The organism is Paucibacter sp. KBW04, from assembly GCF_003852425.1.
Taxonomy (GTDB): Bacteria; Pseudomonadota; Gammaproteobacteria; order Burkholderiales; family Burkholderiaceae_C; genus Paucibacter_A.
Map to the genome: position 1 here is coordinate 1 of NZ_QAJN01000001.1, position 26,327 is coordinate 26,327.

Sequence of the window (26,327 nt, forward strand, 5' to 3'; positions counted from 1 at the left end):
AGACCAACGACGGCTAAAACGCTCATGACAATTCCTTGAGAGGATGGCTTTTTAATTGATGGAAAGACAAGATGACAAGGCTTGGCAGCGCTTACTGGCGGCCATAGCTGTCATCGAAGCGAACAATATCGTCCTCGCCCAAATAGGCGCCGGACTGGACCTCGATGATTTCCAGCGGCACCTTGCCGGGATTGGCCAGGCGGTGAGTCTGACCCAGAGGGATGTAGGTGCTCTGGTTCTCGCTCAACAAAATCGTTTTGTCACCGTTGGTGACCTCGGCCGTGCCGGAGACCACGATCCAATGCTCGGCGCGGTGGTGGTGCATCTGCAGGCTCAGGGTGGCGCCAGGCTTGACCATGATGCGCTTGACCTGGAAGCGTGAGCCCGAGTCGATGCTGTCGTACCAGCCCCAGGGGCGATGGACCTTGCGGTGCAGGGTTTGCTCCTCGCGCTTGGCGGCGTCCAGGCGGGCGACGATGTGTTTGACCTCCTGGCTGCGGGCGCGGTCGCTGACCAGCACCGCGTCGGCGGTTTCCACCACGACCACGTTCTCCAGACCCACGACGCTGACCAGGCGGCTGCTGGCATGGACCAGGGTGTTCTTGCTATCGCTAATCATGGCGTCGCCCCTGCTGGCATTGCCATCGGCGTCTTTGTCCGAGACTTGCCAGACGGCGTCCCAGGCGCCCAGATCGCTCCAGCCCGCATCCAGGGCCAGCATGCGCAACGGTAAATCGCTGCCGGGGCAGCGCTCCATCACCGCATAGTCCACCGACTCCGAAGGAATGGCGGCGAACTCGGCCTTGCCGGGGCGGACGAATTTGGCGTCGATCTTGCGCGCCTCGAAGGCGGCACGTGTCGCCGTCAAGATGTCCGGCCGGAAGCGCTGCAAGGCTTCAACCCAGCGGCTGGCACGCAGCACAAACATGCCGCTGTTCCAGCAATAGTTGCCGTCTGAGACATAACGCTCGGCGGTGGCGGCATCGGGTTTCTCGACGAACTGCTCGACCACCAAGCTCTCGCCCTCGGCGTGGCCGTGGATATAGCCAAAGCCGGTCTCGGCCCGGTCGGGTTTGACGCCCAGGATGACGATGGTGCCGTCGGCCGCCAAGCGCACGGCCTGCTGCAGGCTGGCCGTGAAGGCCTGGGGCTGGGTGACGGTTTGATCGGCCGGCGTGACGACCAACACCGGGTCTTGGCCGCTCTCAAGGGCTTGCAAGGCCGCCAGCGTCAAGGCCGGTGCGGTGTTGCGGCCCAGCGGCTCCAGCAGCACGGCACAGGGGTCTTGGCCGGCCTCCTGCAACTGATCAAGGATCAGGAAACGATGCTCTTCATTGCCGACGATCAAGGGCTGGGCCAGACTCAGATCGGGGGCCGCCAGGGCCGCCAGCCGAGTAGCCGCCTGCTGAAACAAGCTGGTGTTGCCGGACAAGATCAAGAACTGCTTGGGGTAGCGGGCGCGCGAGAGCGGCCACAAGCGTGTGCCGCTGCCTCCCGCCATGATGACAGGTTGAACCTGGATTGCTGAGTCTGTCATTGCCGTCCCTGTTTTTGCTGTTTTGTCAGACCGTCGTTTCGGACTTTGCGAAGCCGTTCGGATTCAGGCTTTGCCAACGCCAGCTATCCTCACACATACGGGCCAGGCCATGGCGGGCCTGCCAGCCCAGCTTGTCCTTGGCCATTTGCGGATCGGCATAGCAGGCCGCCACATCGCCGGCCCGACGGGCCACGATGTCATAGGGCACGGCGCGGCCGCTGGCGGCCTCGTAGGCCTTGACCAGGTCCAGCACGCTATAGCCCTGGCCGGTGCCCAGATTGACGGTGATGGACTCCTGGCCAGCCAGCAAGAAGCGCAGAGCCGCCACATGGCCCTCGGCCAGATCCTGCACATGGATGTAGTCCCGCACACCGGTGCCGTCATGCGTGGGGTAGTCATTGCCGAACACTTGCAGGCGTGCGCGGCGGCCCACGGCGACCTGGGCGACGTAAGGCATCAGATTGTTGGGGATGCCGCTGGGGTCCTCACCGATCAGGCCACTCTCGTGCGCGCCCACCGGGTTGAAATAGCGCAGGGCCGCGGTTTGCCATGTCGGGTCGGAGGCACCTAAATCGCGCAGAATCGTCTCGCCCATCAGCTTGGTAGCGCCGTAGGGGTTGACGGCCGACAGCGCCGCCTGTTCGTCCAGGGGCAGTTTTTCGGGCACGCCGTAGACGGTGGCGCTGGAGCTGAAGACGATGCGGCTGCAGCCATGTTGGCGCATCTGCTCGCAGGTATTGATCAGGCCGCCGATATTGTTGCGGTAGTAGTCCAGCGGCTTGGCGGTCGATTCACCCACGGCCTTGAAGGCAGCGAAGTGCACGACGGCGGCTGGGCGATGGCGGGCAAACACGGCGCTCAAGGCGGCCGTATCACAAACGTCTACTTTCTCGAACACAGGCGTCTGGCCGCTCAAGCGCTCCAAGCGCGCCAGCACTTCGGCCGAGCTATTGGAGAAGTTGTCGACGCCCACGACCGAGTAGCCGGCTGCTTGCAGAGCCAGCCAGGTGTGGGAGCCGATATAGCCGGTGGCGCCGGTCAGCAGAATGGTGGGCTTAGACATCGTTCTCAAAAATTACTTGACCATGATTTGGCCGTAGCAGCCGTAGTTGTTGCCTGAATAGGCATAGCCGGGGAAGCTGCTGTCACGCGATTGCCGCCCAAGCTGGCAGCCCAGGGTAATGCCGCGGGAGTAGGCCCAGCTAATGCCAAGGTTGTAGGAGCGATCCTTGTCGAAATCTGCCGCTGAGTTTTCACCCACCGACTGACTGCGATCGGTGTTGCTGAAACTCATACCCCCGGTGAGAGAGACTTTTGAGCTCAGCTCGTAGCTTGCATTGATCTGGACCGCATTGGTGAGGCGATCCTGGTCGTAGCTGCTGGTGATGGGGCCGCTTTGGAAGAGAGAAGATTCCAAGCCCGTGTCGCGACTTACTGAGGTCGAGATGTTCCAGCGCGCCGTTGGGCGCCAGTTCCAAGTCAGCTGACCCGTCAGGCCTGAGAAGGTGTTGTCGCCACCGACGGTGCGCTTGGACTTGCCCGAGCTCAGTCTCGCGTACAAGGAGCTCTTGCCACTAACGACCCAATCTGCGGTGAGATCGATTTCATCTCGTTCATAGGCTGCAGGCAAATAAACGAGCGGGGTGGCTTTCGGGTCGACGACTGAGTAGCGGGGGTAGTCGGTATTGGTTCTTCGCACACCCAGGCCAATTCGCAAGTCGATGCTGGGCTTGTAAAAAAGCCCCAAGGAATAGCGCTTTTGGTCGAACTCCAGTCGGGCGAACTCATCCAAGGTGAAGCGACGCTGGGCCAGGCCAAAACCACCTTCTAGCGTCAGTTTGGTCACCAAACCTAAGCGAACCACGCTGTCTAGTCGGTTGTTGGTCTCGATGTTCTTGGCAAACACCTGGGGAACGTTGCGATCAACGTTGTAGTTCGCCAGGGCTTGGCTGGTGCTGGCGCTGATGGTGCCTGAGAGCCGCTCGATAGTGGACCAGTCCAGCCCGCCCTTGAGGTTGTAGCCCAGATTGTTCAGGGTGCTGCTCTTGCGATAGCGATTGGCTTGTACGGACGCATCGACGAAGAGTCGTTGGCGGCCCAGATGCTGATCGATGCCGCCCAAGAGCGAGACGGTTGCCACCTCATCGCTATTGGCGTTGCTGCTTGCCCGGTAAATATTGGACACATGATTCAGGCTCAGCGAGGCGCCGTAGTAATACGGGCTTTGCTCCGCCCATGCCGTTGAGCTACCGAGGCAGGCCGCGCCCAGCAAGCCCAGGGCAGCGCTCAGACGCTGAATTCTTTTTGTGTTTGAGGCAGACATGGCAGTCCTTTTTGTTGGCAAGCCCTGAGCCGCGGGAAGGGCGGCAGAAGGCGTGGTCATCAATGCTTCAGTAGGCATTGCGGTCAAACACCATCAGCCGAGCGGTGCGCACAATGATTTGCAGATCCAGGGCCAAGGACCAGTTGCGCAAATACTCCAGATCCAGTTCGACCCGGGCCTTCATCTTGTCGATGGTGTCGGTTTCGCCGCGCAGACCGTTGACCTGGGCCCAGCCGGTGATGCCGGGTTTGACCTTGTGGCGAACCATATAGGCCTTGATCAGCTTGCGGTATTCCTCGTTATGCGCCACTGCGTGAGGGCGGGGGCCGACGATGCTCATGCGGCCTTGCAGCACGTTGATGAACTGCGGCAATTCGTCCAAGGAGGTGCGGCGGATGAAGGCGCCAAATGGTGTCACCCGCGCATCGCCCTTGGTGGCTTGCTTCACCACAGCGCCGTTGTCCTGGGCACGCATGGAGCGGAATTTGTAGACGATGATCTCTTCGCCATCCAAGCCGTTGCGGCGTTGCTTGAAGATGATGGGGCCGGGAGAGCTCAGCTTCACGCCGATGGCCACGGCCAGCAAGATGGGCGAGATCAGCACCAAAATCAGGCTGGCCAGCACCACGTCGCTGATGCGTTTGACTAACTCGTTGGTCCCCGTGAAAGGGGTTTCGCAGATGCCCACCACCGGCACGCCATTCATGTCCTGCAAGCGACCCTGGATGATGCTGATGCCGAACACATCGGGGACAAAGAACAGCGAAGCTGTCGTCCCCTGAATCTGCTCCAGCAGTTGCACGATACGAGGCTGCGAACCCAGGGGCAGGGTGATATAGACCTCGCGCACATTGTTCTTGCGCACAAACTCACTCAGCTCATTGAGCATGCCCAGCAACATGCTGGAGGCATCGGCGTGCAGTCTGTCGTCCTGCCGGTCATCAAAATAACCCAGGAAGTCGATGCCCTTGTCTGGGCCTTCACGCAGCGCGCGGGCCACCTTGACACCCAGAGGGCCTGCGCCCACGATGACCGCGCCGCGGCGCGCTCCCCGAGCAAAGTGGCGCCGTATATGTTTGCCAATCTCTAGCGCAATGACTTGCACCACGGGCGTGATCGCGGCCCACCACAGCAGCACATGGTCTTCGAAATAGCCCATGCTGTTGGTGGCATAGCCGCACAGCGCGAGGATGGCCAGCAAGGCCAGCCAGGCTCCCAAGACGTCGATGACGGCGCTGATCGTGTGGTCAGCAAAGCGGTTGCGGCCCGGGAAGGTGAGGGCAAAAACCAGCAGGCACAGGGTGAGGCTGGAGCGCAGAATGGGCTCGTCAAAATAGGCGTTGACGGCCAGATAGCACAGCACAATGATGCCGGGCTCAAGAAAGGCTGCGACCAGAGATTCGACGGATTGAGGCGCGCTATAGAACGTTCTTTTGTAACTTCTATCCTCGAACATTGATCCCTTGCTCCTTGGCGCCCTCGGCGCACAGGCACGGGGGCACGGTTGAATTCTTGCTGTTTGTTTTGAGCGATCCGCAGACACGCCCCTCCTTTTTCAGGAAATTGCCGCCGATTCTCGCTCAGAACCACAAGACTCTTGCTCACCCCCGCCCCCTAATTCGGCGGGGTAGCTTCACTGCCTACAATCTGATCATGATTCAAAACTGGTTCTCTCTTTTGACGCCTGCTCTGCAGGATCGTGCAATCCTGTTGCTTAATCATGTCATTTCGCGTGAAAGCCACGCCATGGCACGTTTGACACCTTTCGCGGGACGCTCCGTCTTGGTGCATTTGCAGGGTTGGCCCTCGATCTTGCCCCCGCTGCCCGATCTGGTCCTGGCCATCACGCCTGCCGGCTTGTTCGAGCGCATCCCGGCAGCCCATGAACCAGGCGCGGAGTTCCGTGCGGCCGCCGAGGGTGGCGAGGCCTTGCGGATTGAGTTGGATGCTTCCAACCCTGCCTTGCTGGCCTTGGGGGCCTTGACCGGCGACAAGCCGCGGGTCACGGTGCAGGGGGATGCCGCCCTGGCGGGCGAGATCAACTGGTTGATGGAGAACCTGCGCTGGGACATTGAGGATGATCTTGCCGCCCTGCTGGGCCCCGCCCCTGCGCACCAGCTGGCGCGCTGGTCCAAGGCCGTGGCAGGCGCTTTGGCTGCCCTGGCACGTGGCGCGGCTTCCTTCCAGCCGGGTGGACGCAGCGGCGCATGAGGTACTTTGCTCGCCTGCTGGTCATCGTCTGGACGATTATTCGTTTTGGCCTCGATGAGTTGGCCTTGTCTGGCCTGCGCCGTCGAAGATTCCAGTTACTGAGGCGTTTTGTTTCCTTTGGCCGCAGCTGGGAGCAGCCGCGCGGCGTGCGCCTGCGCCTGGCGCTGGAGCATCTGGGCCCCATCTTTGTCAAGTTTGGGCAGGTGCTGTCCACCCGCCGCGATTTGGTGCCGGACGACATCATCGAAGAGTTGTCCAAGCTACAGGATCGGGTGCCCCCGTTCCCGGCGGCTCAGTCGCGCGCCTTGGTGGAGAAGGCCTTCGGCCGGCCGGTGGAAGAGCTGTTTGGCAGCTTTGACGCCGAGCCTGTGGCCAGCGCTTCGATCGCGCAGGTGCATTTTGCGACGCTGAAGGACGGCCGCGAGGTGGCGGTCAAGGTCTTGCGCCCCGGCATGCTGGACACCATCGACGACGATATGGCCTTGCTGCGCACGGTGGCCGTCTGGGTGGAGCGGCTCTCGGCCGATGGCCGGCGCCTGAAGCCACGCGAGGTGGTGGCTGAGTTCAACAACTATCTGCACGATGAGTTGGACCTGGTGCGCGAAGCCGCCAATGCCGCCCAGCTGCGACGCAATATGGCCGGCCTGGATTTGGTGCTGGTGCCCGAGATGATGTGGGATATGTGCAGCTCCGACGTCATCGTGATGGAGCGCATGCACGGCGTGCCGATCTCGCAGTTGCAGAAGCTTAAGGATGCGGGCGTCGACATCCCCAAGCTGGCGCGGGACGGCGTCACCATCTTCTTCACCCAGGTCTTCCGCGACGGCTTTTTCCACGCCGATATGCACCCCGGCAATATCCAGGTGAGCCTGAATCCGGCGACCTTTGGTCGTTACATTGCCTTGGATTTCGGCATCATCGGCACGCTGACCGAGGTCGACAAAGAGTATCTGGCGCAGAACTTCATCGCCTTCTTCCGGCGCGACTACAAGCGGGTGGCCGAGTTGCACATCGCCTCGGGCTGGGTGCCAGCCGGCACGCGGGTGGACGAGCTAGAGAGCGCGGTGCGGGCCGTCTGCGAGCCGCATTTCGACCGGCCGCTGAAGGACATTTCCCTGGGCCAGGTGCTGATGCGCTTGTTCCAGACCTCGCGTCGCTTCAATGTGGAGATTCAGCCTCAGCTGGTGCTGCTGCAAAAGACGCTGCTCAATATCGAGGGTCTGGGCCGCCAGTTGGACCCCGAGCTGGATCTCTGGGCCACGGCCAAGCCCTTTCTGGAGCGCTGGATGAACGAGCAGGTGGGGTGGCGCGCCCTGATCAATCAGGTCAAGAAGGAGGCGCCGCGCTATGCCCAGCTCTTCCCCGAGCTGCCGCGCCTGCTGCACGATGCGCTCAAACAGCAGGGCAGCCGGCAGGACAATGCCGTCATGCTGGCCCTGATTCAGGAGCAGCGCCGCACCAACCGGCTCCTGCAAGCCCTGCTCTACGGGGCGGTGGGCTTTACCTTGGGTCTGCTGGGGGCAACGATCTTTCTGCGCACACACGGCTTCTGATCGGGTTTTCGAGGCCGGAGCTTAGTGCCTTCTGTGGCGATAATGCGCGCGCTCCAATTTTTCGGGCGCGCGGCGCCTGAACTCCCCCTCTTGCCCACTGTTCGCCTCAATTAAGAGCCTGATGCCATGCTTTTGACCCTCGTCATCGTCTACCTCCTGGTCACCATCGCGATCGGGCTTTGGGCCGCCAAACGGGTCAAAAACACCTCGGACTTCGCCATCGCCGGCCGCAACTTGCCCCTGGTGATGATCATCACCACCACGTTTGCGACCTGGTTTGGCTCGGAGACGGTGTTGGGCATCCCGGCCAAGTTCGTGCAAAGCGGCTTGAACGGCGTGGTGGAAGACCCCTTCGGCGCCGGCACCTGCCTGATCTTGGTGGGCATCTTTTTCGCCGCCAAGCTCTACCGCATGACGCTGCTGACCATCAGCGACTACTACCGTGAGCGCTACGGCCGGGCGGTCGAGGTGATTTGCAGCTTCATCATCATCTTGTCCTATCTGGGCTGGGTGTCGGCACAGGTCACGGCCCTGGGCCTGGTCTTCAATCTGCTCTCGGGCGGCGCCATCAGCATCCCCGTGGGCATGGTCATAGGCACCGCCTCCATCCTGGCCTATACCTTGTTCGGCGGCATGTGGTCGGTGGCGGTGACGGACTTTATGCAGATGATCATCCTGGTGGTGGGCCTCTCGGCCATCGCCATCTTTGCCGGCAATATGGCCGGCGGCGCCGACAAGGTGATCGATCTGGCCACTAGCAAGGATCTGTTCCGCTTCCTGCCCGAACCGAGCTTCCACGACATCGTCTTCTTCATCGCGGCGGCCATCACCATGATGTTGGGCTCCATCCCGCAGCAGGACGTGTTCCAGCGCGTGATGTCGGCCAAGGATGAGTACGCCGCCACCCGCGGCCCGGTCATCGGCGGCTTCTCCTACATCTTGTTCGCCTTTGTGCCCATGTTCCTGGTCACCAGCGCCCTGATCATCATGCCGGAGCGCGCTGCCCAGCTGATCGCGGAGGATCCGCAGAAAGTCATCCCCACGTTGGTGATGGAGCGCATGCCCTTCATCATGCAGGTGATCTTCTTCGGCGCTCTGCTGTCGGCCCTCAAGTCCACCGCCTCGGCCACGCTGTTGGCGCCCTCGGTGACTTTTGTGGAGAACATCTGGCGTCAGTTCTTCCCGCGCATCAGCGACAAGCAAGAGCTGCGCACCATGCGCGCCGCCGTGCTGATCTTCAGTGTCTGCGTCTGCGCCTATGCCATTGCCTTGCAGGGCACGCCCATCTACGAGATGGTGTCGGCGGCCTATCAGGTGACCCTGGTCGGCGCTTTCGTGCCCCTGGTTTTCGGCCTGTACTGGAAGCGCGCCAGCACCCAGGGCGCCATCTTCGCCATCGTGATGGGCATGTTGACCTGGTTGATTTTCCTGAACACCCCGGCGGGTGAAGTCTTCCCGGCCCAGCTGGCCGGTTTCCTGGCCGGCATCGCGGGCATGTTGCTGGGTTCGCTGGGCCCGCAAGCCATCCGCAATGTGCATGCTTCTCACCACAAATTGGCAGGCATCGAGCAAAAGGCTTGAGCTGAAGAGGTCGGGGCAGGGCGGCTAGCGCATCGCAACAGTCCTTGCCCCCTATAATTTGCGGTTTTGAATCAAGGGTTTAGCGAAGCGCGCGAACCTCGCTAACTTCCCTGACTTTGTTTAACGGACCACGAACAGCCATGCCTATCTACGCCTACCGCTGCGCCGAATGCGGTCACGCCAAAGACGTGCTTCAAAAGCTCTCCGATGCCCCGTTGACCACCTGCCCGGCCTGCCATGCCGAGGCTTTCAGCAAACAAATCACCGCCGCCGGCTTCCAGCTCAAGGGCTCGGGCTGGTACGCCACCGATTTCAAGGGCGGCGGTGCCGCAGCGACTTCGGCGCCGGCCACTGGCGCGGCGGCTGCCCCGGCCCCGGCCAGCAGCTCCTCCGACAGCGGCGCAAGCAGCACCAGCAGCAGCGGCCCGTCCACGGCCTGTGGCGGCTCCTGTGCTTGCCACTGAGCTTGCTGTCCTGAGCGCCGCGTGAAAACCATTGGGTTCATGAAAAAGTACATCATCACCGGCCTCCTGGTCTGGCTGCCCCTGGCCATCACCATCTGGGTGCTGCACTCGGTGCTGGGCGTGATCGACGGCGTGTTCGCCTCGATGCTGAGCGCTTCGCAGGCCGTGCTGCCCGCCTCCATGACCGAGAGCATCGAGCGCCTGCGTCATGTGCCCGGCTTGGGTCTGCTGATCCTGGTCAGCGGCATGCTGCTGACCGGCATGTTTGTGGCCAATATCTTTGGCCAGTGGTGGTTGATGCAGTGGGACCGCCTGCTGTCCAACATCCCCATCGTCAAAAGCATTTACAGCTCGGTCAAACAGGTGTCGGACACCTTGTTCTCCAGCAGCGGCAATGCCTTCCGCGAAGCGGTGCTGGTGCAGTACCCGCATCAGGGCTCCTGGACCATCGCCTTCGTCACCGGCAAGCCCTCGGGCGAGGTGGCCGAGGCCTTGGGCGGCGAGCATGTCAGCCTCTACGTGCCGACCACGCCCAACCCCACCTCGGGCTTCTTTCTGATGATGCCGCGCAGCAGCGTGCGGCCGCTGAAGATGAGCGTGGATGCCGCGCTCAAACACATCATCTCGATGGGGGTGGTGGCGCCGGAAGAAGACGCCCGCCCTTTGCAGGTGCCGCTTAATCAGAAGGGTTGAGCACCTGGCAGGTGTTCAGCCCTCAGAGCTTTCAACGCAGCTCCTAAGCGCCGAAGCGAATCGACTTTTTTGCCCTGCCCGCCCTGCTATCTGAGGCCTATGCGCGGTAGCGGTTTCAACCGAATTTTGGAGTGATCACATGAGAACTTGTTATGCCGGCCAAGTCAGCGAGAAGCTGCTGGATCAAACCGTTACCTTGATGGGCTGGGCCCACCGTCGCCGTGACCACGGCGGCGTCATCTTCATCGACCTGCGCGACCGCGAAGGCCTGGTGCAAATCGTCTGCGACCCGGATCGCCCCGAGATGTTCAAGGTGGCCGAAGAAGTGCGCAACGAGTTCTGCGTCAAGGTCATCGGCAAGGTGCGTGCTCGCCCCGCCGGCACCGAGAACGCCAACCTCACCAGCGGCAAGATCGAGGTGCTGTGCCATGAGCTGGAAGTGCTGAACGCCAGCGTCACGCCGCCCTTCCAGATGGACGACGAGAACCTGTCGGAAACCACCCGTCTGACCCATCGCGTGCTGGACCTGCGCCGCCCCTATATGCAGAACAACCTGATGCTGCGCTACCGCGTGGCGATGGAAGTGCGCAAGTTCCTGGACGAGCATGGTTTCGTGGACATCGAAACCCCCATGCTGACCAAGAGCACGCCGGAAGGCGCGCGCGACTACCTGGTGCCTTCGCGTGTGCATGACGGCATGTTCTTCGCGCTGCCGCAATCGCCTCAGCTGTTCAAGCAGCTGCTGATGGTGGCGGGCTTCGATCGCTACTACCAGATCACCAAGTGCTTCCGTGACGAGGACTTGCGCGCCGACCGCCAGCCCGAATTCACCCAGATCGATATCGAAACCTCCTTCCTGGGCGAAGAAGAAATTCGTTCCATGTTCGAGGGCATGATCCGCCACGTCTTCCGCAAGGCGCTGAATGTGGAGCTGGGCGACTACCCGGTGATGAAGTACGCGGACGCCATGCATTTGTACGGCTCCGACAAGCCCGATCTGCGCGTCAAGCTGCAGTTCACCGAGCTGACCGATGTGATGGGCGATGTGGACTTCAAGGTCTTCTCCACCCCCGCCACCACCAAGGGCGGCCGTGTCGTCGCCCTGCGCGTGCCTGGCGGCGCGGCCATGAGCCGTGGCGAGATCGACAGCTACACCGAGTTCGTCAAGATTTACGGCGCCAAGGGCCTGGCCTGGATCAAGGTCAATGAAGTGGCCAAGGGCCGCGAAGGCTTGCAGTCGCCTATCGTGAAGAACCTGCACGACAAGGCCGTGGCCGACATCCTGGCCCGCACCGGCGCTCAGGACGGCGACCTGATCTTCTTCGGCGCCGACCGTGCCAAGGTGGTCAACGACGCCATCGGCGCCCTGCGTCTGAAGGTGGGCCATAGCGAGTTCGGCAAGGCCAATGGCTTGTTCAACGATGTGTGGGCACCGCTGTGGGTGGTGGACTTCCCCATGTTCGAGCAAGACGAAGAAGGTGGCCGCTGGAACGCCGTGCACCATCCCTTCACCGCACCCAAGGACGGCCATGAGGACCTGATGGTCACCGACCCGGGTGCTTGCATCGCCAAGGCCTACGACATGGTCTTGAACGGCTGGGAGCTGGGCGGTGGCTCGGTGCGTATCCACAAGGCCGAGGTGCAGAGCAAGGTCTTCAGCGCCCTGAACATCAGCGCCGAAGACGCGCAAGAAAAGTTCGGCTTCCTGCTGGAAGCCCTGCAGTACGGCGCGCCTCCGCACGGTGGCCTGGCCTTCGGTCTGGACCGCATCGTCACCATGATGACCAAGGCCGAGTCCATCCGCGACGTGATCGCCTTCCCCAAGACCCAGCGCGCCCAGTGCCTGCTGACCGGTGCTCCGTCTAACGTCGATGACAAGCAGCTGCGCGAGCTGCACATCCGCCTGCGCAACGCCGTGGCCGCCACGCCCGCGGCCTGATTCGCTAGCGATTCAGCTGCCATGCAAAAGGGGTGCCGCGAGGCACCCCTTTTTTGTTTAGACCCGCTCGGGCTTAACGTTTTTCCAACAAGCAAGGCACGGCAATCTCAAACGCCGAGGTGGAGATATAGCTGCCGCGCGGGAAGTACTCACCCATGTCCTTGGCTTCATCACCGGGCTTGCCGATCGCCTGCACCGAGTGCTTGAAGTTCTGCGTGCCCAGCATATGGCGCAGCTGCAGCACGGTCACATCCTCGTCCACCGCGCCGTCACCGTCGTCCGCCATCGGCAGCCAGCTGACGCCGCACTGTGGGATGGCATTGCGCGGCCGGTCGGCCTTGCGGCTCAGCACCAGGGTGTAGTAACCGTCCGGCCCGACGGGGATGGCCTCGTCATGCACACAGGCATTGACCCGGGTGTTGGCAAAGCCCTGGTTGGAGCAGAAGGACCAGTAGCGCAACTCGCCCGTGCCCATCTTGGCGTCGCCGTTCAAGGTACGCGGCGTGGTCGGCGCCTTGCCGCGCACGACCAGCACCTTGCCCAGCTTGCGGTTGACGATGGTGCGGATGTATTGATTGTCTAGATTGGGATAGAAACCGCCCTCGCTGCGGCGTGCGTCCGCGGCCGGCGGTTTGCCCGTGTAAATGTCGTAAAGCGCCTGGCGGTCCAGCTGCTGGTGCCAGGTGGGCGGGTTGGTGGCGGGGAAGAAGGGCGACTTTTTGGCCGCCTCCTTCAGCAGTTCGTAATACTTGTCCATGGGCACGGCCATGGCGGCGGCGTCTAGCTGCAGGGGCTGGCGGGTGCGCAAGGCCTGGCATGTTTGCGAGCCGCGCAACTCACGGCCATCGGCCAGGGTCAGCACCGGCGTGGGCAGGCCAACACCGGCGCTCTCGTCCGTGCCCTTGTCCCCCGCGTAGATGCGGTAGAGCACCGCCTGCTGGCCAGGGCCGCCGCCATAGCGCGGCGCATGCAGCTGGGCCCGGTGCTCGCCGACCAAGTTCATGCCCGTCTTTATGCCGGCCGGGGGCGCGGCGTCCAGCACTTCCAGGCTGTAGCTGCGCTGCGTGCTCTTGCGGTCGGCGCCTTCCAGGAATGGGTTGCTGGAGCCGGGCAGGGGTTGGATCAGATAGTCCGCCACCGACTCGATGGGTCGGCCGGCGCCGTCATAGCTGATGAAGGACATATAGCGTGAGTGCGCAAACTTGCCTTCCAGACGCAGCTTGGCGCCGGCCGGTACGCTGAACACCGCCGCCCAGTAATAGGTGGCGGCGTCGGGGTAGGCGATGTTCAGATAGGGGTCGGCGCTGGCCGGGCCGCGGGCCCAGAAGCAGTCGCGCGGGCCCGGGATGGGGTCGGCACTGCTCGTCACGAGGGGGGCCGAGGCGGGCGCCGCGCTTTGCGCTTGGCTCGGCGGCGTCGCCAGGCCTAAGAGGCTCAAGAGGGCCGCGGCAAGGCCTGAGGCGGCTGGTTTCAAGGCTGGGCTGAAGGGCTTGAATTTCATTGGTTCTTCCTGTTTGCCCCTGTCTCATGGGGTCTCGCTGCAATGCTAGGATTCCCGCCAGCCGGTGTTTGTCCGGATTCAGACAAAGGTCTGTCGCCGTTCTCATGGTTAGTCCTAGTCCTGCCGCAAAACAAGCGCCGCAAGCCGCGCCCGTCGATGTCGAGGCCTTGCTGGCCCAGTCCCCCATCTTTGGCCTTTTGCCCGAGTCCGCGCGGGCCCGGCTGGCCGCCGTGTCGCGCCTGGAGTCCTACGACTGCAAGACCTTGCTCAATGCCGCCGATCAGCCCCTGGTCTGGCTGCGCCTGGTTTTGCACGGGCATATCGAAATCATGGCGCGCAGCGCGGCGGGCGAAGAGGCGGCCCTGATCGATGTGGGCCCGGGCGGCTGGGTCACCTGGGTGGCCTGTTTTGCCGAGCAGGCGCCCGAGCATGATTTCGTCAGCTCGGCTCAGCTGCGCTGCCTGGCCTTGCCGACCTCGGCCGTGCGACAGGCCGGCCAGCAGCACCCGCAGATCTTCCCGTCCATCATCGAGGCCATCGGCGTGCGTCTGCGCCTGCTGATGGAGTGGACGGGCCAATCCGTCATGCTGGCGCCGGAGCAGCGCATGGCGCGCCTGCTGCATGTGCTGGCGCGTGCCAACGGCAGTGTGGAGGGCAATCGCGCCAGCTTGCTGAGCACCCAGCAGGCCCTGGCCCGCCTGGCCCGCTGCTCGCGCCAGTCTGCCAACACCTTGTTGCGCAATCTGGAGCGCCGCCAGCTGTTGCGCGTCTCCTATGGGCGTTATGACATCGACGATATGGCCGCCCTGGCGGCCTTCACCGAGCAGGAGTTGCCTTAGCTTGCCGATGTGGCTGCCGCTGCCGGTACTTCGACTTCTTGCGGCGCGTTGAGCGGCAACTCCAGGCTGACCCGCGTGCCCTGGCCCAGCTCGCTGCTGATTGCGATGCGGCCGCCCAGCGGGCCGGTCACTAGGTTGTAGACGATGTGCAGGCCCAGGCCCGAACCACCCTGGCCCAGCTTGGTGGTGAAGAAGGGGTCGAACACCCGGGCCAGATGTTCGGGCGGCATGCCGCAGCCATCGTCTTGCAAGTCCAGCCTCACCCAGCCCTCGGCCAGGGTTTGAGCGCTGATGTGGATCACCCCGCCCTGGCCCGGCGCGTAAGCATGCAGCACGGCGTTGTTGATGATGTTCATCAGCACCTGGATCAGCGGGCCAGGGTAGCTCTGCAGGGTGATGCCCTCGGGCACCTCTTCATGCAGACGCACGCCGCTGCGGCGCAGGCTGGGGCCTAGGCTCAGCGCCGTCTCGTGCAGCACCGCACGCAGATCGAAGTCGCGGCGTTGGTGGCTGGACTGATTCACCGCCACCTGCTTGAAGCTGCTGATCAACTCATTGGCCCGGCGCAGGCTGGCGTCCAACATATCGCTGGCCTCGCGCAAGGTGACCAGGAAGTCGCTCAGCGTGCTGCGCCGCAAGCCGGCCTGCAAGCTGGTCTCGAACTGCTGCTGCTTGTCGCTCAAGGTGCTGGCCATCAGCAGGGCATTGCCAATCGGCGTGTTCAGCTCATGGGCCACGCCGGCCACCAGGCGGCCCAGCGAGGCCAGCTTCTCGGCGCGCACCAGTTCGCCCTGGGTGTGTTGCAGATGGTGCAAGGCCTGGTCCAGCTCGCCATTGCGCTTGGCCAGTTCTTGCGTGCGGGCGGCCACCCGCAGTTCCAGCTGGGCGTTGAGCTCGCCCAGCTCGGCCTCGACCTGCTTGCGGTGGCTGATGTCCACATCCATGCAGACAAAGCCCATGCGTCCCTCGGGCAGGGGCATGGCGAAGAGGGTGGCCATGACCCAGGGGCGGCTGCCATCGCGATGGTGCAGCTGCAGCTCCAGCGGCCCCACGGCCTCGCCGCTGCTGCGTATCTTTTGCAGATGGCCCATGAAGTCCTGGGCCTCCTGCGCATCCAGCAGGCCGACCTCTTCCAGGGTGCGGCCCAGGATCTCATGGCTGCTGGGGCCGAACAGGGCTTGCGAGGCGGGGTTCCAGTACAGCACCCGGCCCTGCTCGTCATACCACTGCACCGAGACGGCCGGCGTGTTCTCCAGATTGGTCAGCAGCTGCTGGCGGCTCAGGCGCACGGCGGCGGCGGCCTGCTCGTTTTCGGTGATGTCAAAAAAGCTCACCAGCAGGCTGTCGCCGACCCAGATGCCGCCCACGATATTGGTCAGCGGGCGCCCGTCCTTGGCGCGCAGCTCCACCTTGAGCGTGGCGATTCTGCCGTCGCGCAGGCGCGCGGCCTCGATGCGTTCTTGCCAGATCCGGCGGGTGCTGCGCCTGATTTGTTCATCCGGATAGGCCAGCAGCCACCATTCGGTGACCGTCGGGATGTCGTCCATGGTGAAGCCCAGCAACTGCACCCATTGCTGGTTGAGGGCCAGGATGCGGCCATCTTCGGCCGCATGCATCAGGGGCACCGGCGCGCTCTCGAACAGCTGGCGGAATCGTTGCTCGCTATCGCGCAGGGCTTGTTCGGAGAGGCGACTCTCGGTCACATCCAGATAGCTGGTCAGAATGATGCGCTCGCCCTGCACGTCAAGGTAACGTCCCGAGACCTCGCAAATCTTGACCGAGCCGTCGGCATGGCGCAGCAAGGCCTCGCGGCCCACCACCACCTGATCGCGCACCAGATCGGCAATGAAGCCGCTGCGTGCCTGCGGGTCCTCCCAGAAATTGAACAACAGGCCGCCGCGCCCATCGCAGCTGCCCGGCGCATAACCAAAGCAGTCATACCAGGCGCGGTTCCAAAAGGTCTGGCTCAGCTGCTCGCTCAGGGGCGAGCGCGCCATCGGCACGGGGGCCGATTCAAACAAGGCGGTGAAGCTTTGCTCGCTTTGCTGCAGCTGGCTTTCCACCTGCTTGAGCGCGGTGATGTCGGTGGCCACCGAGAGGATGAGCCGCTCCTCGTCCAGCTCGATCAGGCGCGAGGAAAACAGCAGCCAGCGCGTCTCGCCCTGGGCGTTCTGGATCTGGCTGCTGAGCCCGTCGACCCGGCCGGTCTGCAGCAGCAATTCGTGTTGGGCCTGCAGGTCTTGCTGGGAGCTGATCAGGTGGAAGTCGCGCGGCCCGTGCTGGCGGGCCTGTTGCCGGTCCACCCCCACCAGGCGCTCAAACGCGGGGTTGATGTCCAGATAGCGGCCGTCCGACACCCGGATCAGGCTGACCGGATGGGGGAAGACCTCGAACATCAGCCGAAAGCGCTCCTCGGTCGCCGCCAGCGACTGCGCCATGTGATTGAAGGAGCGGGCCAGCTCGCTGATCTCGTCATTGCCCACGACCGGCGCGCGGGCCTCTTTCTGCCCGGCTTGCAAGGCCGCATGGGCCTGGCGCAGCTGGCGCAGGGGCCGCACGACCACGCGGCGCGTCATCGCCGCACCGGCCAAGGCGAGCAAGGTGCAGGCCAGCAGGGCCAGCAAGCCCAAGCGCTGCTGCTCCAGGGCGCGGGCGAACAGGCTGCGCTCGGGCAGGGCGTAAATCACCCGCCATTCCAGCTCGGGCACACGCACCTGCAAGGCGCGCCAGGCCACATCGTCGATCTCGATGCGCGCCATCTTTGTCATCGCCAGCTGGGCCGGCCCCAGGGCCTGGATCAGGGCCGCCGCCTGGGGCGCACTGGCGGCCTTGGGCGCTTGCAAGGCCTCACCCGGCTCGCCCAGGCCGCCGGCCAGCAGGCGGCCGGTCTTGTCCAAGACCATCAGGTGAGCGTCACGCTGGGTGTTGTTGCCGATGGTGAAGGACAGCAACTGCTCCAGCTTCATGCTGCCGGCCAAGGTGCCTACTTTGGCGCCCTGACCGGCGTAGACCGGATTCATCACCAGCATCACCAGCTCGCCCGTGTCCTCGCTGAATACCGGGGCGGAATAGCTGGGGTTGAGTTGATTGAGCAGGGGCTGGAGCTGATCCTGCATATCGGGGTCGGGCAGCTCGGCGCCGCTGTGCATGCGCTCTTGCTGGTCAAAGAAGAAAAAGTTCTCGAAGCGCTCGGTGCTGCCGCGCCAGCGCTGCATGGCCTCGTTGCGTAGCCCCGCCTGGGGCCCGGCCAGGCCCTCGCTACGGGCCAGGATGCGCATGGTGTCCAAGGCGTCTTCCAGCCCCAGATTGAGACGGGCCACGCTTTGATTGAGGGTGGCGCGGGCCCGCTCTTCGACCTCTTCGCTGAGCGAGCGTTGCAGCAAATGTATGGCCAGATAGAGCGTGGAAGCTGCCGTCAACAGAATGGGCAGGATGATGCTGACGACGATACGAGGCAGCAGTTTCATGTGCTCTTCAGGCCTTTGCTCGGCGCCCAGGATACCGCGTAAGTCCCGCGCTAGGCGAGGCCGCTGTTGCGGATTGGCGCCGATGTGAAATACGTCGGAATTTCAGCCGCCTTGTTGCGCCGCCTTGGCTGCAGGTGGGCGGCATCAAAGAGGCTATGCTTTGGGCATGAGCGTCAGAATTGAACCCAGTGCCCTGAATCCCAGCTACAAGATCCCCGAGTCGGTGCTGGTGGTGATCCACACGCCCGAGCTGCAGGTTTTGATGCTGGAGCGGGCCGATCGGCCGGGCTTTTGGCAAAGCGTGACCGGCTCCAAAGATCATCTGGACGAAGCGCCGCGGCTGACGGCCCAGCGCGAGGTGCTGGAAGAAACCGGCATCAGTGCGGGCGATTTGCGCGACTGGGGCTTGGCCAACCATTACGAGATTTACCCCGTCTGGCGGCACCGTTATGCACCCGGCGTGACCCACAACACCGAGCATGTATTCGGCCTCACCGTGGCGGCCGACACGCCGGTGCGTCTGGCGCCACGCGAGCATCTGCAATACCGCTGGCTGCCCTGGCGCGAGGCGGCCGACCTGTGCTTCTCGCCTTCCAACGCCGAGGCGATTTTGCAGCTGCCGCGTTTTGTGACCCACCCGAGCCCGAGTCAAGCCATCACCCCATGAGCAGCAGTCCCGCCCTGAACGCGAGCTTGAGCCCAAGTGGCGCCACCCCAGCCCAGGATGCCAGTCCGCATCTGCGCGTGGCCACCTACAACATCCACAAAGGCGTGCGCGGCGTCGGGCCGCAAAAGCGCCTGGAGATCCACAACCTCAGCCTGGGGGTGGAGGCGCTGAAGGCCGATCTGGTGTTTTTGCAAGAGGTTCGGCAATTCCATCACCGCGAGGCCCAGCAGTTCCAGCGCACCTTTTTTGGCTGGCCCGAGCAGGGCCAGGCCGAGTTTTTGGCACCCGATGGCTATGAGGTGGCTTACCGCACCAATGCCGTCACCAAGCATGGTGAGCATGGCAATGCCTTGCTCTCGCGCTGGCCGCTGGGCGATGTGGGGCACCACGATGTGTCCGACCACCGCTTCGAGCAGCGCGGGCTTTTGCATGTGCCGGTGATGTGGCAGGGCCGCGAGTTGCACACGGTGGTCGCCCATCTGGGCCTGATGCACAGCGGCCGCCTGCGCCAGGTGCAGCGTCTGGTCGAGTATGTGCACAAGCATGTGCCGCCCGAGGCCCTGCTGGTGGTGGCGGGGGACTTCAATGATTGGGGCGAGCGCCTGGATGCCCCCATGCGCGCCCATGGACTGAGCCGGGCCAGCATGCCGGACGGGCGCTCACGCCTGGCCACTTTTCCCTCGCGCATGCCTTTTTTCTCGCTGGACCGCATCTACATCCGCGGCCTGCGCTGCGTGAATCTGCAGGTGCCCAAGGGCCCGGCCTGGGCCCGTATGTCGGACCACCTGCCCTTGCTGGCCGAGCTGGCGCTGGAGTCACCGTGAGCCAAGACAGCCCCACGGGCCACGAGCTGTCCGAGGCCGAGGCCTTGGCGACCTGGCATGCGCCGCATGGCGCCAGCTACCAGGGCGGCAACGAGGTCCAGCTGCTGCGTGGAGGCGATGAGTTGTTCCCGCTGCAGAACGAGGCCATCACCCATGCTTTGCACGAGGTCTGGCTCGCCACTTACATCTTCAACGACGATGTGGCCGGCCGTGATCTGGCCCAGGCCCTGCTGGCCGCGGCCGCGCGCGGCGTGCGGGTGCGGGTGGTGGTGGACGGCTTCGGCTCCAAAGCCAGCCTGCCCTGGTTGCGCGAGGTTTTTGCCGGCTCGCATGTGGCCTTGGCGGTGTTTCGGCCGATTGACCGCTGGTGGCGCTGGTTGCAGCCCGGCCAGCTGCGTCGCTTGCATCAAAAGTTATGTGTGGTGGACGGCCTGCAAGGCTTTGTGGGCGGCATCAATATCGTTGATGACCGCATCGACATCAACAAAGGCCCGACCGACCAACCCCGCCTGGACTTTGCCGTCAGCCTGCGCGGCCCCATCGTGCATGGCGTGGCCCAGGCCGCCCGGGCGGTCTGGACGCGCGCCTGGCTGGGCCGCGATTTTGGTGAGGAGTTGCGCGCCCTGGTGCGCAGCCCCGAGCCTGTAGCGCGACTGCGCCGCCTGGCTGAACGCCTGCGCATGCCGCGTGCCGCCGGCCGCCGCCAGCAAGAGGCGCAGCCGCTAGACCAGCCCCCGGTTTGCGCTGCATTTGTGCTGCGCGACAACCTGCGCCAACGCCGCACCATCGAGCGAGCTTATATCGAAGCCATACGCGGGGCCCAGCATCAGGTCGAGTTGATCACGCCTTACTTCTACCCCGGCCGAGCCTTTCGCCGCGCCTTGCGCGACGCCGCCCGGCGCGGTGTGCAGGTGCGCCTGCTGCTGCAGGGCAAGCTGGACTACCGCATCGCCGGCATGGCCGCCCAAGCTCTTTATGCGGAGTTGTTAGGCCATGGGGTGCAGATTTTTGAGTACACGCCCGCCTATCTGCATGCCAAGGTGGGGGTGGTGGACCAGGGCTGGGCCACGGTGGGTAGCTCCAATATCGACCCACTCTCCCTGCTGCTCAATCTGGAGGCCAATGTGATCGTGCGCGACGCCCCGTTTGCGCAGACCGTGGCGGCGCAGTTCGCCGCCGCCCTGGCCGTGTCGCGCCAGGTGGAGCTGAAGAATCTGGGCGGCAGCGGCCTGATCGGCATGCTGCGCCGCGCCCTGGTGGCCTGGGGCGCTTATGTTTATCTGCGCGTAGCGGGTGCAACGGGGCGGTACTGAAGCGCCACGTCTGAGGAAGACCTTGGGCAAACTTGGACAGCAGGGTCACTCATTCGTCCATGAACTGCCAGGTATCGGCGCCATCGAATTTGCGCACTCGAACAGAAGCGATGAGCGCGGGATCGAAGTTGCCAAGATTGACGCCATGCTTGCAGCCAGGTGTCGGGTCCAAGGGCTCCCAGTGGGTGACGCAGCCACAGGTTTTGCAATGAATGGTTCTCAGCGTCTTGTCGCCCCAGACGTAGGCGGCGGTTTCTGCTGGATGGCCCTCGATCTCCACCGTGCCGAACTCGAAGTAGACCCAGGGCCCGCCAATGCGGCGGCAGAGCGAGCAATTGCAATCGGTGCCGACCACCGGCGTCGAGGGCAGCTTCATCCGAACTGCGCCGCAGTGGCACGAGCCGTGGTGCATGGGTGATCTCCTTGAGCCGCCGTTTTGCGGAATGCCTGCTTTTTTGACGAAAGGTGGCAGACATATCGCGCTACCTCTCGCTTGGACTTTCAGTTTCTGTGCCCCTCAACGGAACCCCAATCCCGGATACAGCCCAGCACCGATGGGGGCACGCGTCAGCAAGAGATCTCAATCCGACACCCGATCCCGCCCGCTGCGCTTGGCGCGGTAAAGCGCGCCGTCGGCGGCTTCCAGGGCTTCGGCGATGAAGTGCTCGGGGCTGGTGCCGGCCTCGAAGCGGTCGGGGCGTACGCAGGACACGCCGGCGCTGATGCTGACTCTTTGCAGGGGTGAGCCCAGATGGGGGATGGCCAGATCGGCCACGCATTGGCGCAGGCGCTCGGCCTGGCCCAGGGCTTGCGCCAGATCGTGCTCGGGCACCAGCACGGTGAACTCCTCGCCGCCGACCCGGGCCGGCAACTCACCGGCGCGGTTGAAGGTCTGCTGGATCATGCGGCTGACGGCCACCAGGCATTGATCACCCTGGGCGTGGCCATAGGTGTCGTTATAGCTTTTGAAGAAGTCCACATCGATGGTTACCACCGCCAGCGAGGTGCCGCCGCGCATGGCCCGGCGGGTCTCCTCCAGCTTGACCTCGTCGAACCAGCGGCGGTTGGCCAGGCCGGTGAGGGAGTCGGTGTTGGAGCGTTGCTCCAGCTCCTGGTGCAGGCGTTGCAAGGCCAGCTGATCCTGCCAGTGGCGCATGATGTTGAACAGCATCTCGGCCGACATCTTGGCCATGCGGTCGTCGCGGAACACCCATTTTTCGGGCCGCGAGGACATGGCCAGCAGGAGCTGGGTGCCCGAGCTGCCGGTGAAGGCGCAGCAGACCATGGCCTGGATGCCGTGGCGCTGCATGGCGATGGCGCGCTGGGGCTCGGCGTCGGCCAGGCATTCAAAGCGCAGCACGATCCAGCCGCGCGGCAGGGGGCCGATCAGATCGGCCAGCAAGGGTTGGTCCAGGGCCACACCGGCCACGGTGTCGCGCGGCGCCAGCCAGACGAAGCGGCAGCTGGCCTGGGGCGCGCCCACCGGCTGCTCGGCGATGGCCAGGCTGCAGTCGCCGGAGTGGCTGGAGATGTCGCGCAGGGTGGCGCGGATCATGCCGGGGTACTCGTCCACCGCCAAGTTGAGAAAACGGCTGGAGCGGCGCGACATGGTTTCCAGATAGCGCGTCACCTCGTGCAGCTCGGTGGTGCGGCGGGCCACGGCCTGCTCCAGCTGTTCGGCACGGCGCTGGCGCTCGTCCACATAGTGCTGGATCTCGCCCTGCAGGGTGCGAAAGCCTTCCACCACCACATCCAGCTCGTCGCGCTGGGGGCGTGGCGGGCGAGCCAGCTCCAGCGTCGGCGTGGGCTTGCCGGGGGCCAGGGTGCCGGCGAAATGGGCCAGATCCTGCAAGGGCTGGTGCAGCTCGCGGCGCAGGATGCGCAGGGTCAGATAACCCAGCCCCAGGGTGGCCAGCAGGCCCAGCAGGCCGACCTGGGCAAAGGTCTGCATCAGCTGCTGGCGCAGATAGCTCTGGTTGAAGTCCAGGCTCAGCTGGCCCAGGGATTTGCCGCCCTTGGGGCCTGGCACTTCCAGGGTGATATCGCCTTGCTCGCCGGAGCGTTCGGCCTTGCTCAAGGCCTCGCCGGCCTGGAAGAACTGGCCGGTGCTGACGTTCAGGCGCACCGCCTGGATCTGCGGCGCTTTGGCGATGTCTTGCAGCAGGTGTTGGATGGCCAGGGGCTCGATGTCCCACAGGCTATTGGCCAGCAGGGGCAGGTGGGTTTCGCTGACTTTGCTGACGGCGGCCTCGAAGGCTTCACGCTCCTGCTTGTAGACCATGATCAGGCGCACGCCGGCCACCATCAAGGTGACGCCGACGCAAAGCCAGACGATGCGGCGCGTCAAGCTTTCCGCCAGCGAGCGCAAAGGGCGCAGATCGGGTGTCGCTTGCGGCGGCGGTGTGGGGGTCAGGCTTTCGTCCGGCCCGGCGCTGGGCGCGGGCAGGGAGCTGCTGAGGGGTTCGTGCAGCCAGTTCATTTGAGCAGCAGTTCGAAGTCGAACTCGTAGTGGCGGCGTGAGGGATTCAGCACGCGGCTATAGCCGCGGAAGTCGATCGCCCGGCCCTCGTTGGCAAAGCGGGCCAGAAAGCGCTCGGCGAGGTTTTTGTCAAACAAGATGAACATGGGCTTGCTGAGTTCCAGGCCCTCGTCGGCAAAGTCGCGGCCGTGGTGGTAGTCGTACAGCATCACCAGGCTCCAGGCGCCACACATAAAGTGCCCGCCCGCCAGGGCGCTGAGCCGCCCGTTGATCAGGGCTTGCATGGCTTCGGTGGAGGTGTTGATGCCGGAGACCAGCATGTCGCGGCCGGGCGTGAGGCGGGCATGTTCCAGCACATCCAGCACACCGAAAGCCATCTGGTCGCTGGCAGCCCAGATCAGGCGGGCCTGGGGGTGGCGGCGCATCAGCCAGCTCATCTGCTCGCCGGCCTTGTCGCGCCGCCAGTCGGCATAGACCTGCTGGTCCAGCACCACATCGGGCTGCTCGGCCAGGGCGCGCTGCATGCCTTGGTTGCGCTGCAGCGAGGAGGGGGTGGAGCGGTCACCGGCCAAGGCCAGCAGGTGCAGCTTGCCATCCGGCGCTTGCAGGCGCAGGCGCAGGCCTTCCTTGATGAGGGCGCGGGCGGTCAGGTAGCCAGCGTCCGAGCCATGCGGCTCCAGCGAACCGAGCAGGCCGCTGACGCCGCTGCGGGGCTCGCCAAACTGGGCCCGCTCTTCATCCGTCAGGCCGTTGAAGGCGGCGAAAGACTTGATGCCAGCCCGGTCCAGAATGCGCACGGTGCTTAGCAGGGTCTGCTTGTCATTGGTCAGCAGGGCGTAGTCGGGACGGCTTTCCTTGGGCCGGGCGGCCAGGCTGCGGGCAATCTCCAGCACGCGCAGATGATCGCGCTCGGCATAGATCTGTTCGAACTTGATGCCCAAGCTATTGGCCGCGGCCTGGGCGGCCTTGCCGGCGGTGACCCAATAGGTTTCGTCCGAGCGCCCTGGATTGATAAAGGTCACCGACAGCGCCAAGACCTGTTGGCAGAACATTCCACAGAGGAGGGCGATCAAGAATCTCATGGAATCAGGTGTCCGCTTGGGCTCTCATTGAGGGGGCTGGTCCTGCGTTTGGCTTGGAAGTCGATTGGCCGGAATCTTACGTTGGACTGACGCTGTCATCGTTCACGCTTTCACCCACTTCTGCGGGGTGCTCGGTCTTGCCCAAGCGTGAGTTTGAGGCTAAGCGCCGGCGCCGCGTGGCCCTAAAACGACAAAGGCGGCGTTGGAGCAAATCCAACGCCGCCTGTCGGCCTTTTCAGACCGTCTGTGCCCGGCGCTTGAGGGCGCCGGCGGGTCTAGTCATACCGCCTCAGGGCAGTACCACCAGGCCGGTGTCGCGGTCCAGCAACTGGGCCAGCTGGCCGCTGCCCACCAGCTCGAAGGCGTGCTCGATGTCCGGTGCCAGGTAATGGTCGCTGGGCATGGGCGGGCAGGTCTTGCGGACCAGGGCGTGCACCTCTTCCAGCGCGGCCGAGCTGGCCAGAGGGCGCAGGAACTCGATGCCTTGCGCCGCAGCCAGCAGCTCGATGCCGATGATGTGGCTGGTGTTGTCCAGCATGGGGCCCAGACGGCGGGCGCCGAAGGTGGCCATGGAGACATGGTCTTCCTGGTTGGCGCTGGTGGGCAGGCTGTCCACGCTGGCGGGGTGGGCCAGGCTCTTGTTCTCGCTGGCCAGGGCGGCGGCGGTGACATGGGCAATCATGAAGCCCGAGTTCAGGCCTGCGTTCTCGGTCAGGAAGGGCGGCAGGCGCGAGACGCTGGTGTCGATCAGCATGGCGATGCGGCGCTCGGCGATGGCGCCCACCTCGGCAATCGCCACGGCCAGGGCGTCGGCGGCCAAGGCCACCGGCTCGGCGTGGAAGTTGCCACCGGAAATCATCTGGGCCGTGCCGTCTTCATTGGCGAACACCAGGGGGTTGTCGGTGACGGCATTGGCCTCGCGCAAGAGTACTTCGCGCACATAGCGAGCCTGGTCCAGGCAAGCGCCCATGACTTGGGGCTGGCAGCGCAGGCAATAGGGGTCTTGCACCCGGTCATCGCCCTCGGCATGGGACTGGCGGATGGCGCTGCCGGCCAGCAGCTGGCGGTAGGCGGCGGCCGCCTCGATCTGGCCGGGTTGGCCGCGCACGGCGTGGATGCGGGCGTCAAAGGGGCCGTCGCTGCCGCGTGCCGCGTCCAGGCTGAGCGCGCCGCTGACGATGGCCGCGGCATAGACGTTCTCAAAACGCAGCAGGCCTTCCAACGCCAGGGCGGTGGAGGTTTGTGTGCCGTTGATCAGGGCCAGGCCTTCCTTGGCTTGCAGCACCAGGGGCGCGATGCCGTGCTTTTGCAGTTCGGCCAGGGCAGGGCGGCGCTGGCCATCGACCAGCATCTCGCCCTCGCCCAGCAGGGCCAGAGTCATGTGAGACAGCGGTGCCAGATCGCCCGAGGCGCCGACCGAACCTTGGGCCGGCACATAGGGGATCAAACCGGCGTTGAACACATCCAGCAGGCTTTGCACGACCTCGGGGCGCACGCCCGAGAAGCCGCGCGCCAGCGAGGCCGCCTTGGTGGCCAACATCAGGCGCACGACCGAGGGTTGCAGCGGCGCGCCCACGCCTACGCAGTGCGAGCGGATCAGATTGAACTGCAGCGTGGCCAGATCGGCCTTGCTGATGCGGGTGGAGGCCAGCTTGCCGAAGCCGGTGTTGACGCCGTAGACGGGGGCGTCACCGGCGGCGGCGGCCTGCACGACTGCGGCGCTGCGGCGGATGACTTCGGCTGCACTGGCGTGCAGGCTCAGCTGGACGCCGCCGTTACGGATGTCGCGCAGCTGGGCCAGGGTCAGATGGCCGGGGGTGATTTCGAGTTTCATGGGGCAGTCTTCGCTTGGGA

Annotated in this window: 20 protein-coding genes; 10 read left to right on the forward strand and 10 right to left on the reverse strand. The window is 64.3% G+C overall.

Annotated features, from left to right (window positions below; translation table 11 throughout):
* Positions 1-91 precede the first annotated feature (91 nt).
* The 4 genes from DBR47_RS00005 to DBR47_RS00020 form a co-directional block, all read right to left on the reverse strand.
* Positions 92-1,537, reverse strand: coding sequence for a mannose-1-phosphate guanylyltransferase/mannose-6-phosphate isomerase (locus DBR47_RS00005; protein WP_231512054.1), 1,446 nt, complete (start codon positions 1,535-1,537; stop codon positions 92-94).
* A 25-nt stretch (positions 1,538-1,562) separates the two neighbouring features.
* Entirely contained in the window at positions 1,563-2,600 is a 1,038-nt protein-coding gene (gene galE, locus DBR47_RS00010; protein WP_124445961.1) for a UDP-glucose 4-epimerase GalE, read from the reverse strand.
* 12 nt (positions 2,601-2,612) lie between these two features.
* On the reverse strand, positions 2,613-3,860 hold the full coding sequence (locus DBR47_RS00015) for a hypothetical protein (RefSeq protein WP_124445962.1): 1,248 nt from the start codon (positions 3,858-3,860) through the stop codon (positions 2,613-2,615).
* A 67-nt stretch (positions 3,861-3,927) separates the two neighbouring features.
* Positions 3,928-5,316, reverse strand: a complete 1,389-nt coding sequence (locus DBR47_RS00020; protein WP_148090405.1) for an undecaprenyl-phosphate glucose phosphotransferase — start codon at positions 5,314-5,316, stop codon at positions 3,928-3,930.
* Positions 5,317-5,606: 290 nt separating this feature from the next.
* Between DBR47_RS00020 and DBR47_RS00025 the strand changes: the two genes are divergently transcribed.
* The 6 genes from DBR47_RS00025 to aspS all read left to right on the forward strand — a co-directional run bounded on the left by DBR47_RS00025 (position 5,607) and on the right by aspS (position 12,301).
* Positions 5,607-6,071, forward strand: a complete 465-nt coding sequence (locus tag DBR47_RS00025; protein WP_124445963.1) for a hypothetical protein — start codon at positions 5,607-5,609, stop codon at positions 6,069-6,071.
* On the forward strand, positions 6,068-7,624 hold the full coding sequence (gene ubiB, locus DBR47_RS00030) for a ubiquinone biosynthesis regulatory protein kinase UbiB (RefSeq protein WP_124445964.1): 1,557 nt from the start codon (positions 6,068-6,070) through the stop codon (positions 7,622-7,624). The genes DBR47_RS00025 and ubiB overlap by 4 nt, the downstream gene beginning before the upstream one ends.
* Positions 7,625-7,750: 126 nt before the next feature.
* A complete protein-coding gene (locus DBR47_RS00035) occupies positions 7,751-9,205 on the forward strand; it encodes a sodium:solute symporter family protein (protein ID WP_124445965.1) in 1,455 nt (484 codons plus the stop codon).
* Positions 9,206-9,345: 140 nt separating this feature from the next.
* Positions 9,346-9,669, forward strand: a complete 324-nt coding sequence (locus tag DBR47_RS00040; RefSeq protein WP_124445966.1) for an FmdB family zinc ribbon protein — start codon at positions 9,346-9,348, stop codon at positions 9,667-9,669.
* A gap of 39 nt (positions 9,670-9,708) precedes the next feature.
* Complete coding sequence (locus DBR47_RS00045) at positions 9,709-10,362, forward strand: DUF502 domain-containing protein (protein WP_124445967.1); 654 nt, start codon at positions 9,709-9,711, stop codon at positions 10,360-10,362.
* Between the two features lie 139 nt (positions 10,363-10,501).
* Complete coding sequence (aspS, locus tag DBR47_RS00050; protein ID WP_124445968.1) at positions 10,502-12,301, forward strand: aspartate--tRNA ligase; 1,800 nt, start codon at positions 10,502-10,504, stop codon at positions 12,299-12,301.
* Between the two features lie 73 nt (positions 12,302-12,374).
* On the opposite strand, the gene DBR47_RS00055 is transcribed toward aspS, so the two are convergent.
* Positions 12,375-13,802 carry a hypothetical protein gene (locus tag DBR47_RS00055; RefSeq protein ID WP_197046780.1) on the reverse strand — a complete coding sequence of 476 codons (1,428 nt, stop codon included), beginning with the start codon at positions 13,800-13,802 and terminating at the stop codon, positions 12,375-12,377.
* Between the two features lie 104 nt (positions 13,803-13,906).
* Between DBR47_RS00055 and DBR47_RS00060 the strand changes: the two genes are divergently transcribed.
* Positions 13,907-14,641 (forward strand): Crp/Fnr family transcriptional regulator, encoded by a 735-nt coding sequence (locus DBR47_RS00060; protein WP_197046781.1) that lies wholly within the window; start codon positions 13,907-13,909, stop codon positions 14,639-14,641.
* Here the strand turns inward: DBR47_RS00060 and DBR47_RS00065 are convergent.
* Positions 14,638-18,108: a PAS domain S-box protein gene (locus tag DBR47_RS00065; RefSeq protein ID WP_124445970.1), complete on the reverse strand. Its 3,471-nt coding sequence runs from the start codon at positions 18,106-18,108 to the stop codon at positions 14,638-14,640. The two genes, DBR47_RS00060 and DBR47_RS00065, sit on opposite strands and share 4 nt — an antisense overlap.
* Positions 18,109-18,274: 166 nt before the next feature.
* On the opposite strand from DBR47_RS00065, the gene nudB reads away from it, so the two are divergent.
* Genes nudB through clsB form a run of 3 tightly spaced genes read left to right on the forward strand, consistent with a single transcriptional unit; the run spans position 18,275 to position 20,912 of the window.
* Positions 18,275-18,775, forward strand: coding sequence for a dihydroneopterin triphosphate diphosphatase (gene nudB / locus DBR47_RS00070; RefSeq protein ID WP_124445971.1), 501 nt, complete (start codon positions 18,275-18,277; stop codon positions 18,773-18,775).
* A complete protein-coding gene (locus DBR47_RS00075) occupies positions 18,772-19,599 on the forward strand; it encodes an endonuclease/exonuclease/phosphatase family protein (protein ID WP_124445972.1) in 828 nt (275 codons plus the stop codon). Before nudB ends, DBR47_RS00075 begins: the two co-directional genes overlap by 4 nt.
* Positions 19,596-20,912 carry a cardiolipin synthase ClsB gene (clsB, locus tag DBR47_RS00080; RefSeq protein WP_231512055.1) on the forward strand — a complete coding sequence of 439 codons (1,317 nt, stop codon included), beginning with the start codon at positions 19,596-19,598 and terminating at the stop codon, positions 20,910-20,912. The genes DBR47_RS00075 and clsB overlap by 4 nt, the downstream gene beginning before the upstream one ends.
* A 49-nt stretch (positions 20,913-20,961) precedes the next feature.
* Here the strand turns inward: clsB and DBR47_RS00085 are convergent, their stop codons facing one another.
* The 4 genes from DBR47_RS00085 to hutH all read right to left on the reverse strand — a co-directional run bounded on the left by DBR47_RS00085 (position 20,962) and on the right by hutH (position 26,307).
* Positions 20,962-21,288: a hypothetical protein gene (locus DBR47_RS00085; protein ID WP_197046782.1), complete on the reverse strand. Its 327-nt coding sequence runs from the start codon at positions 21,286-21,288 to the stop codon at positions 20,962-20,964.
* A 204-nt stretch (positions 21,289-21,492) separates the two neighbouring features.
* Complete coding sequence (locus DBR47_RS00090) at positions 21,493-23,391, reverse strand: GGDEF domain-containing protein (RefSeq protein ID WP_124445974.1); 1,899 nt, start codon at positions 23,389-23,391, stop codon at positions 21,493-21,495.
* A complete protein-coding gene (locus DBR47_RS00095) occupies positions 23,388-24,473 on the reverse strand; it encodes an ABC transporter substrate-binding protein (RefSeq protein WP_124445975.1) in 1,086 nt (361 codons plus the stop codon). Before DBR47_RS00095 ends, DBR47_RS00090 begins: the two co-directional genes overlap by 4 nt.
* A 289-nt stretch (positions 24,474-24,762) precedes the next feature.
* Positions 24,763-26,307, reverse strand: coding sequence for a histidine ammonia-lyase (gene hutH / locus DBR47_RS00100; protein ID WP_124445976.1), 1,545 nt, complete (start codon positions 26,305-26,307; stop codon positions 24,763-24,765).
* Positions 26,308-26,327 lie beyond the last annotated feature (20 nt).

Bases quoted from the DNA above. Each gene is read 5' to 3' on its own strand.
- hutH (WP_124445976.1), bottom strand. From the start codon at position 26,307: ATGAAACTCGAAATCACCCCCGGCCATCTGACCCTGGCCCAGCTGCGC.
- DBR47_RS00055 (WP_197046780.1), bottom strand. From the start codon at position 13,802: ATGAAATTCAAGCCCTTCAGCCCAGCCTTGAAACCAGCCGCCTCAGGC.
- DBR47_RS00065 (WP_124445970.1), bottom strand. From the start codon at position 18,108: ATGAAACTGCTGCCTCGTATCGTCGTCAGCATCATCCTGCCCATTCTG.
- DBR47_RS00015 (WP_124445962.1), bottom strand. From the start codon at position 3,860: ATGTCTGCCTCAAACACAAAAAGAATTCAGCGTCTGAGCGCTGCCCTG.
- DBR47_RS00025 (WP_124445963.1), top strand. From the start codon at position 5,607: ATGGCACGTTTGACACCTTTCGCGGGACGCTCCGTCTTGGTGCATTTG.
- DBR47_RS00020 (WP_148090405.1), bottom strand. From the start codon at position 5,316: ATGTTCGAGGATAGAAGTTACAAAAGAACGTTCTATAGCGCGCCTCAA.
- galE (WP_124445961.1), bottom strand. From the start codon at position 2,600: ATGTCTAAGCCCACCATTCTGCTGACCGGCGCCACCGGCTATATCGGC.
- DBR47_RS00060 (WP_197046781.1), top strand. From the start codon at position 13,907: ATGGTTAGTCCTAGTCCTGCCGCAAAACAAGCGCCGCAAGCCGCGCCC.
- ubiB (WP_124445964.1), top strand. From the start codon at position 6,068: ATGAGGTACTTTGCTCGCCTGCTGGTCATCGTCTGGACGATTATTCGT.
- DBR47_RS00040 (WP_124445966.1), top strand. From the start codon at position 9,346: ATGCCTATCTACGCCTACCGCTGCGCCGAATGCGGTCACGCCAAAGAC.
- DBR47_RS00095 (WP_124445975.1), bottom strand. From the start codon at position 24,473: ATGAGATTCTTGATCGCCCTCCTCTGTGGAATGTTCTGCCAACAGGTC.
- aspS (WP_124445968.1), top strand. From the start codon at position 10,502: ATGAGAACTTGTTATGCCGGCCAAGTCAGCGAGAAGCTGCTGGATCAA.
- nudB (WP_124445971.1), top strand. From the start codon at position 18,275: ATGAGCGTCAGAATTGAACCCAGTGCCCTGAATCCCAGCTACAAGATC.
- DBR47_RS00090 (WP_124445974.1), bottom strand. From the start codon at position 23,391: ATGAACTGGCTGCACGAACCCCTCAGCAGCTCCCTGCCCGCGCCCAGC.
- DBR47_RS00075 (WP_124445972.1), top strand. From the start codon at position 18,772: ATGAGCAGCAGTCCCGCCCTGAACGCGAGCTTGAGCCCAAGTGGCGCC.
- DBR47_RS00085 (WP_197046782.1), bottom strand. From the start codon at position 21,288: ATGAAGCTGCCCTCGACGCCGGTGGTCGGCACCGATTGCAATTGCTCG.
- DBR47_RS00035 (WP_124445965.1), top strand. From the start codon at position 7,751: ATGCTTTTGACCCTCGTCATCGTCTACCTCCTGGTCACCATCGCGATC.
- DBR47_RS00045 (WP_124445967.1), top strand. From the start codon at position 9,709: ATGAAAAAGTACATCATCACCGGCCTCCTGGTCTGGCTGCCCCTGGCC.
- DBR47_RS00005 (WP_231512054.1), bottom strand. From the start codon at position 1,537: ATGACAGACTCAGCAATCCAGGTTCAACCTGTCATCATGGCGGGAGGC.